A 3,055-nucleotide genomic window follows, 5' to 3' on the forward strand; every position below is an offset into this window, starting at 1 on the left:
GGCCGGCGCGGATCGCCGGGAAGGCCGAGGCCCAACCGGCCACCGTCAGCGCCACCGCGATGGCTGCCGTGGTGTCTATGCGCTGTGTCTCATTCAACGTGCCGGTGTAAGCGCTCATTGCCGTTTCCTCGTTTTTCAGTGCCATGGGCACAGAAAACGCAATTGCAGACCGATTGACAAACGAGCAATTCGAGGGTCAGCTGTGAGCATGGATCACAGCTCGAACCAAATGCTTCCGCTGGAGACTTTGCGCGCTTTCGACGCCGCGGCGCGTACCGGAAGCTTCTCGGCGGCGGCCGAAAAGCTCAACCTCACGCACGGTGCGGTGAGCCGTCAGATCGCCAAGCTGGAGGACTGGCTGGGGCTCAAGGTGTTCGAACGCAATGCGCGGGGCGTGACGCTGACCAATGAGGGCAACCGGCTGCATCTTCGCACCACCGAAGCCTTCGCGCTGATTTCCGTCAATTCCGACCGCTGGGTCGAGCCGCGCGGCACCGCCGTGGTGCGGCTGGCCTCGATCCCTTCGGTGAGCGGGCTGTGGCTGATGCCGCGCATGGCGGCGCTGGAAAACCACCCGACGCGGCTGCGCATCGTGCTCGATGTCGACAACCGGCAGGCCGACCTTGCCGACGAAGGCATCGACCTTTCCGTGCGCTGCGGGCGCGGCCGCATTCCCGGCCGCGTCTCGGTGCAGCTTTTCGAGGAGCAGATCTTTCCGATCGCTTCGCCGGAACTGGCGAAGGAGATCGGCAAAGGCGACCCGGCGCGGCTGCTCAAATTCCCGCTGATCAACGATTCCGACGCCTCCGGCTGGCGCGCCTGGTTCGCGGCGCAGGATGTCGACTACCGGCCTCGCCCGCAGGACCGGCGCTTCGAGGACTACAATCTGGTGCTCGACGCCGCAGCGCACGGGCTCGGTGTCGCTCTGGCGCGGCCGCCGCTGACCAAGGACCAGCTCAAGTCCGGCCGGATCGTCGCCGTCGACGAGCGCGTCGCGCTCAATCCGGTGTCCTACTGGCTCGATCGCCCGGTCGGGCGCCCCCGCGCGGCCGCCGCCGATCTCGCGCGGCGGATCGCCGAACAGGCGGGGCTGGCACCGGAAAAGCTCGAAGCCTTCCTGCAAGACGATATCTAGGACGGTCAGCTTCGATCAGCGAAGCAGCAACAGCACGATTGTGGTGGTCGCGGCCGAGACGATGGCCGTCACGATCGATATCATCCACAGCGGTGTCTGGCCCGGTTCGGTTCGCGGAGCGTGGCCGGGGCGACCGCCTCCGCGCGGCGGCGCGTTGGTGTTGGCCGCAAACAGCACTGCGGAAGCAAGGGCCGGCGAGAACGAAGACGGGGGTGGCGGCGCGGCTGGGACCGCGTTGTCGGCGGCTGCCGGCTGCGCCTGGGCGACGGCCCGCGGGGGCTGATCGGCATCAGCCGGCTGTCTGCCTGATGGAGTCCTTGGCGCAGCGGAATCTGTGCTCGCGTCGGGTTCTATGACGGCTCGATAGGCATTCTCGATCTCGACCGAGGACAGGCGCTGCGGCGATTGAGCGGGCGGCTTGGCCAAGGAGCCGTTCAGCGTCTGCGCGGCAAACTGCGCCGATTGCACCGTCGAAGGCGCCGGCGGCTGGACCAGCGCCTTGACCAGCGCGGCGGTCGCCGGATCGGGTCTGGCCGACGGCACAGGCTGCGGCGTCAGCGCCTCTTTCAGCAGGGACGTCAGGCGGGTCGGATTGATGTCCATGCCGGGCTCCGGAAACCATTGTGCCGGCCAAGCGATATGACATGAGCATTGCGTCAAGCTTGACCTTGCCGACGATTTGTGGCGATTGAAAACGCATGAACTCAAGCGCCATTTCATGATGAACCGTTTTGAAGGCCCCGGCGGCAAGGAAGCGCGCATCCGCTATCTCGACGGCGACTTCCAGGTGACGAGCCCCGGCACATTCGTGCGCTGCGCGGTGACCGGCGAGAGCATTCCGCTGGACGAGCTCAAATATTGGAGCGTCGCCAGGCAGGAGCCCTATGTGAGCGCGGCCGCGTCGCTGCGCCGCGAGATCGAGGCGCATCCGGAGCTGCGCAAGCGGGGGTAGAGTCCTCTCCTTCGTCACCCCCGCATCTTGCGCAGCCGCCAGGCGTCGAGCGTCTCGTTGATGATACGCTCCGGCACGTGATCGAGCTCGAACACGGCCTCGATGTCGAGGACGTCGAGCTGGGCGAGGAAGCCGGCGGGCGCGTTGCCGTGGCGGAGCCGCGCGGCGTCCTTGGCGGTGGTGACGAGGCGCAGCCCCTCGCGCCGTGCGAGCGCCAGGAGATCGGCGAGTTCGTCCGCGGCGTGGAAGTGATGGTCCGGGAAGGCGCGAGACAGCACGACCTCGCCGCCGGCGCCGCGCACCGTGTCGAAGAATTTTTCGGGATGGCCGATGCCGGCAAAAGCGAGGAAGCGGCCGTCGGCAAAGCGCGCCGGGTCCGCCGGCTCGACATGCGCGAGGAAGACCGGCCGGCCGGCGCGCGCCGCCTGGCGCACCACCGTATCGGCGGCGCTCCCCTCGCCCATCTTCAGCAGGCCGCTGGTGAAGACCAACTGGTCGACGACCTTGGCCCTGAGCGGCCCGCCTGGAATGACACGGCCATTGCCGATGCCGAAGCGCGCGTCGACCACGACCAGCGCGTAGTCGATATGGATGCGCGCCGACTGGAAGCCGTCGTCCATGATCAGGAAATCGCAGCCATGCTTTTCCATCAGCAGCCTGGCGCCGGCGGCGCGGTCCGCCGTTACCGCCACCGGCGCGTGCTCGGCCAAAAGCAGCGGCTCGTCGCCGACATGCTTGGCGGCGTCGTGCCGCGCGTCGACGATATGCGGCTTGGCAAAGGAGCCGCCATGGCCGCGTGACAGGAAGCCGGGCGAAAGCTGCATGCGCCTCGCCTGTTTCGCCAGCGCGATCGCGACCGGCGTCTTGCCGCTGCCGCCGACGGTGAAGTTGCCGACGCACAGCACCGGCGCTTCGACCTTTTCGCGCGGCGCATGGCGCATGCGGCGGCCCGCCACCAGCCCGTAGGC

Annotated in this window: 4 protein-coding genes and 1 pseudogene; 2 read left to right on the forward strand and 3 right to left on the reverse strand. The window is 67.8% G+C overall.

The genetic code is table 11. From position 1 onward, the window contains the following. Window positions 1-118 (reverse strand): annotated as a pseudogene (locus EOA38_RS41170) (EamA/RhaT family transporter); the annotation flags it as partial. A gap of 111 nt (window positions 119-229) precedes the next feature. Here EOA38_RS41170 and EOA38_RS32070 point away from each other — a divergent pair. Further along, window positions 230-1,135 carry a LysR substrate-binding domain-containing protein gene (locus EOA38_RS32070; RefSeq protein WP_245480970.1) on the forward strand — a complete coding sequence of 302 codons (906 nt, stop codon included), beginning with the start codon at window positions 230-232 and terminating at the stop codon, window positions 1,133-1,135. A gap of 15 nt (window positions 1,136-1,150) precedes the next feature. Here EOA38_RS32070 and EOA38_RS32075 read toward each other — a convergent pair whose 3' ends face one another. Further along, entirely contained in the window at window positions 1,151-1,738 is a 588-nt protein-coding gene (locus tag EOA38_RS32075; RefSeq protein ID WP_127301112.1) for a hypothetical protein, read from the reverse strand. 115 nt (window positions 1,739-1,853) lie between these two features. On the opposite strand from EOA38_RS32075, the gene EOA38_RS32080 reads away from it, so the two are divergent. Continuing rightward, complete coding sequence (locus tag EOA38_RS32080; RefSeq protein WP_126095937.1) at window positions 1,854-2,087, forward strand: DUF2093 domain-containing protein; 234 nt, start codon at window positions 1,854-1,856, stop codon at window positions 2,085-2,087. Between the two features lie 14 nt (window positions 2,088-2,101). Here EOA38_RS32080 and lpxK read toward each other — a convergent pair. Continuing rightward, the coding region (gene lpxK, locus EOA38_RS32085) for a tetraacyldisaccharide 4'-kinase (RefSeq protein WP_127301113.1) at window positions 2,102-3,055 on the reverse strand (954 nt) is incomplete at its 5' end.

The organism is Mesorhizobium sp. M1E.F.Ca.ET.041.01.1.1 (assembly GCF_003997355.1).
Taxonomy (GTDB): domain Bacteria; phylum Pseudomonadota; class Alphaproteobacteria; order Rhizobiales; family Rhizobiaceae; genus Mesorhizobium.